Origin of the sequence: Flavobacterium amniphilum (genome assembly GCF_023634845.1) — a bacterium.
GTDB lineage: Bacteria > Bacteroidota > Bacteroidia > Flavobacteriales > Flavobacteriaceae > Flavobacterium > Flavobacterium amniphilum.
Genome location: NZ_JAMLJL010000037.1, coordinates 1 through 4845 on the forward strand (window position 1 = coordinate 1; position 4845 = coordinate 4845).

The 4845-nt window shown below is 40.3% G+C and carries 3 protein-coding genes and 1 rRNA gene; all 4 read right to left on the minus strand.

The genetic code is table 11. The features are described 5' to 3' along the window. The coding region (locus NAT51_RS19470) for a hypothetical protein (RefSeq protein WP_250601764.1) at window positions 1-2291 on the minus strand (2291 nt) is incomplete at its 3' end. Between the two features lie 21 nt (window positions 2292-2312). After that, window positions 2313-2936 carry a hypothetical protein gene (locus NAT51_RS19475; RefSeq protein WP_250601766.1) on the minus strand — a complete coding sequence of 208 codons (624 nt, stop codon included), beginning with the start codon at window positions 2934-2936 and terminating at the stop codon, window positions 2313-2315. A gap of 343 nt (window positions 2937-3279) precedes the next feature. After that, window positions 3280-4509, minus strand: a complete 1230-nt coding sequence (locus tag NAT51_RS19480) for a 3-oxoacyl-[acyl-carrier-protein] synthase III C-terminal domain-containing protein (protein ID WP_250601768.1) — start codon at window positions 4507-4509, stop codon at window positions 3280-3282. Window positions 4510-4721: 212 nt separating this feature from the next. Beyond that, window positions 4722-4831 (minus strand): 5S ribosomal RNA (gene rrf, locus NAT51_RS19485). Window positions 4832-4845 lie beyond the last annotated feature (14 nt).

The window sequence follows — 4845 nt, forward strand, 5'->3', positions numbered from 1 at the left end:
CCATTTAAGGTAAAGCTGGCACTAACGCTGTCCTGGCTACAGTTATCAGCAATGCTGTAAGTAACATTCACCGTACCTCCGGTACATAGACTCGGTGCCACTCTAGGATCACCGCTGAATTGGGCTACAGCAGCACAACCATCATTATTGGTTACGAACTGTGCTAACCATGCAGCAAAGGCAGTATCCAAATCAGCCTGATTGGTGTAATCACACTGGCTTTTTACCAGATTACCAGGGCCTGAAACATCAACGTCGGCTTCACCATTCAAGGTAAAGCTGGCACTAACACTGTCCTGGCTACAGTTATCGGCAATGCTGTATGTTACATTCACAGTACCTCCGGTACATAGACTCGGTGCCACTCTAGGATCTCCACTGAATTGGGCCACAGCAGCACAACCATCATTATTGGTCACGAACTGCGCTAACCATGCAGCAAAGGCAGTATCCAAAGCAGCTTGGGTTGTGTAATCACACTGGCTTTTTACCAGATTGCCCGGGCCGGAAACATCAACGTCGGCTTCGCCATTTAAGGTAAAGCTGGCACTAACACTGTCCTGGCTACAGTTATCGGCAATGCTGTATGTTACATTCACAGTACCTCCGATACATAGACTCGGTGCCACTCTTGAATCGCCACTGAATTGGGCCACAGCAGCACAACCGTCATTATTGGTTACGAACTGCGCCAACCATGCAGCAAAGGCAGTATCCAAAGCAGCCTGATTAGTGTAATCACATTGGCTTTTTACCAGATTACCCGAGCCGGAAACATCAACGTCGGCTTCACCATTTAAGGTAAAGCTGGCACTAACGCTGTCCTGGCTACAGTTATCGGCAATGCTGTATGTTACATTCACCGTACCTCCGGTACATAGACTCGGTGCCACTCTAGGATCACCGCTGAATTGGGCTACGGCAGCACAACCGTCATTATTGGTCACGAACTGTGCTAACCATGCAGCAAAGGCAGTATCCAAAGCAGCTTGGTTTGTGTAATCACATTGGCTTTTTACCAGATTACCCGGGCCAGAAACATCAACGTCGGCTTCGCCATTTAAGGTAAAGCTCGCACTAACGCTGTCCTGGCTACAGTTATCGGCAATGCTATAAGTAACATTCACCGTACCTCCGGTACATAGACTCGGTGCCACTCTAGGATCACCGCTGAATTGGGCAGTTCCTTCACAACCATCATTAACTACTTGGAATTGGGCTAACCATGCCGCAAAGGCAGTATCCAAAGCAGCCTGATTAGTGTAATCACACTGGCTTTTTACCAGATTGCCAGGGCCCGAAACATCAACAGGGTCACAGTTAATCGCATTAACAACAATTCTGTCAAATTTACTACATCCAGGAAACGCAAGAGCATCCACAACTACTGTATAAGTACCTGCACCATTTGCAGCATTGATATCAATGGTATTGTCTGCAGACGGCCCTTGCAATAAAGGTCCATATCCATTATTCGGATCATTGTCATTATCCGGCCCATAAAATGTAAAAGTAACACTTCCCGGACTGGTCATCGGATTGGTCAAATTTGCTGTAAGCGTAACAGTTGGAGTCGTACAAGTTATTGTTCCACCCCCTGTAAGATCAACCGATGGGTCTGTCGAATTACCAAAAATACAAGGCCCTGCGAAATCTTTCAGCTCACTGGTAAATGAATCTGAGTTCCCACCGGCACTTGATCTGGTTTTAACCAATAAACTACCTAAAATATTAGAACATGGATCACTATCGCCACGTCTGTCCAATCCAAAGGCAGTTAAATTGATTCCGATTTCAACAAATTGAAATGCTTTGTAGTCATCTTGAAAAGCAGCATTTGAACCTTCAATAGTACCCCATGGCGGGCCTAATGTAGCAGCTTCTTTATTAACACGTCCGAAAATATACGGAACCGCGTTATTCAACGCCTCAATTCTCACATAACCATATACTCCACTACTTAATCCTTGTTCAAATGAAGAAGCATCAATATTAAAAGGTCTGTTTGCTAATGAATTAAAGGTGGCTAAATCTGCCTGATTCATCCAAACTCTGATACGAACATCCGGTTTGGTTCCTCCACCTTCATAATCAATAGATACAATAAGAGTTCCCGGTACAAGAATATTACCGGTTGCATCAAAATCCCAGGCTGTACGTCCACCGTCGTTACCGGTATTGCCGAAAACAACATCTCCGGGAGAATAATCAATCAACGTTCTGAAAAACTCAAAATCGATATGTTTACTACCATTGGTTTCCCGTAAGGAACCGCCGGCAAATGCCCACAACTCTGTAAAAGGTCTTGGATCTTAGGCTGTAGGAGCCTTAGGACCAATACCTCTTAAATGTACATACACATCAATTATATCGTCTTTCTGTGGTATACTACCAGTTGATAATACCCAAGTACTTGGATTATCGGAGTTTTTATCCCCAGAACCACCAAATATACTTAAATCACTGGATCCCTGTGCACTGTTATGATCACGTCCATACACAGCATCAATCCATAAATACCCGTCGACAACGGGAAATGGAAAAGGAAATGTAGGCGTGGTCACTGATTGTCTTTTATCAAAAGCATAATTATTTCCCGGTGTACCGGTAATTAATGCTTCAATTGCCGCAGCATTAGTCTGGTCAATAACCCCATAAGGCTTATTCAGACCACTATCCCCTGGTAAACTAGGAGTAGTTCCAAACCAGTCGTCTGTAATTAAAGGTGACGGAAGTGGTATTGGCGGAACATCAGCATTGGGGAATTGAAGCACGTTAGCATATACATCGGCCTCAACTCCAAAATTAGCTTTGACAGTCGCATCACCAACTAATTGCGCGGAAACATTAAATGAAAAAAGGAAGAAGAAAACTAATAATAACAGTCTGACGGGACTTAACAATCTACAACAGGGAAAAGCAAAAATGGGATACATTTTCCTTTTCATTGTCTAAAAATAAATCTTTTCATAATAATTCTATTTAAAGACCATTATTATGAGTAAGCCAGATTATAGAATTTTGGGGATCAAAATTCTATAATGTGTTCATCTTTCAAATTAATTTAAATTAGAAATAAAGGTTTAATCAGGCTTGATTATATTGAAGTGGCATTAACAATGATAGCGGATCATTTCAACAATAAATCATTGAAAATCAGTAAACTAAAATTACATTCATAAAATTAATGTTTATGATTTAGTAATCCTTTTATTTGTAAGTTTTTAACATATTTCGTACTATTTATAGTACACCAACTACACTAAAACAGTGAGTTTGTCAGATTTTTTCCAATAGTAAACCGGTTGCTGTTAATCCCGGTCCAAATCCTATGGCAATGACTTTAGTCCCCGGTAAAATGTTATCATCTTTAATGACTTCATTCAGAATATGCGGTACAGTAGCGGAAGACATATTTCCTTGTCTTCTGAGAATATCATATGACCATTTAGCCTGACTAATTTCTAAGCCCAGCTCATCAATTACGTAATCAATAATTTTAGGGCCGCCCGGATGAATTGCAAAACATATATCAGATTTTATACTATCGAAATTCATATCCATTTTTTCACATAAGGTATCCATAAAAGCCTTGATATTCTTGCGGATAAAAACAGGAACTCGTTTAGATAATGTCATTAAAAAATTATACTCACCTAAATCCCAGGACATGTCTTCCAGAGAATCCGGTATAATTACCTCATGGGAACCCAAGATTCTTAGGCCTCTTTTATCCGTAACATCAAAATCCTGATAAAAAGCATGTTCTTCATATAGTGAATAACCAATGAATCCATCGGCAAACAAAGAACATATCATGGTATTTGATGCAGAAAACTCCGTTAAATTCAAATGTGCAGATAACAATTCGGTGTGGATAATATCAACCCTACCGTTCGTCTTACTTGTGTTCAACAGACACATACCGGTCCGCATGGCCGGAAACGCACCATAACATCCCATATGATAAGAATGTGTGACCTGTACTGTTTCCCATTTTTTTTTAATCACGGCTTCCTGTGCCAGACTAGGCGAAGAGTATCCTGAACAGGTAACATGGATAATGTTTTCCGGTTTAGAATGCGTAGTTTCATAGAAACGGTCAAAGACATTCCTCATTTTTCTTCTGAACCAGTCCATTCTCATATCGATTTTGGGTCCGAAAGTATTGCCGGAATGAATCTCAAAATCAATTGGAAAAATGTACTCTGACGGAGATAAGTGCTGCATTTCATTTTCTATGAAGCTTTCCACTTCTTCAAAAATGAGCACCTGCCTGCTATTAATATTCTCATATCCAATAGCATACTTATCCACATTATCTGAAACGGTTTTAAAACTAACCACTTCATCATTCTCCTGATCCTCGTCAAAATAATTTGAATTTTCCCTGACTGGATGGTTTTGAAAATGGTGGTAAAGAAATTTAGTGTACTGATTAAGTTTTGTTTGGTTGATTAGGTTCCCTACCAAGATAGGGTGAAAATTAGCGATGATAATATTTTTCATAACCTTAACCCTTTGATTAAGAAAAAGTTATACAAAATAAAAATGTTGGCAATTTTTAAGATGAGAATACCTCCAAAAAAGGAAAAAGCATAAGGTAAGATTTACAAAAACAAAAATATTTTACAGTTGGAATATTTAAGATGTGATTTTTTGATAAATCAAAACAATATAAAACAAAAAATCCCCATCATTCCTGATGGGGATTTTTAAAAGAAAGGCGGCGACATACTCTCCCACAGGATTGCAGTACCATCTGCGCAGGCGGGCTTAACTTCTCTGTTCGAAATGGGAAGAGGTGAGCCCCGCCGCAATAACCACCTTAAGGTCTTCTTGCAG

Excerpts from the sequence above, each read along its gene's own strand:
- NAT51_RS19475 (WP_250601766.1), bottom strand. The coding sequence starts at position 2,936 with ATGTATCCCATTTTTGCTTTTCCCTGTTGTAGATTGTTAAGTCCCGTC.
- NAT51_RS19480 (WP_250601768.1), bottom strand. The coding sequence starts at position 4,509 with ATGAAAAATATTATCATCGCTAATTTTCACCCTATCTTGGTAGGGAAC.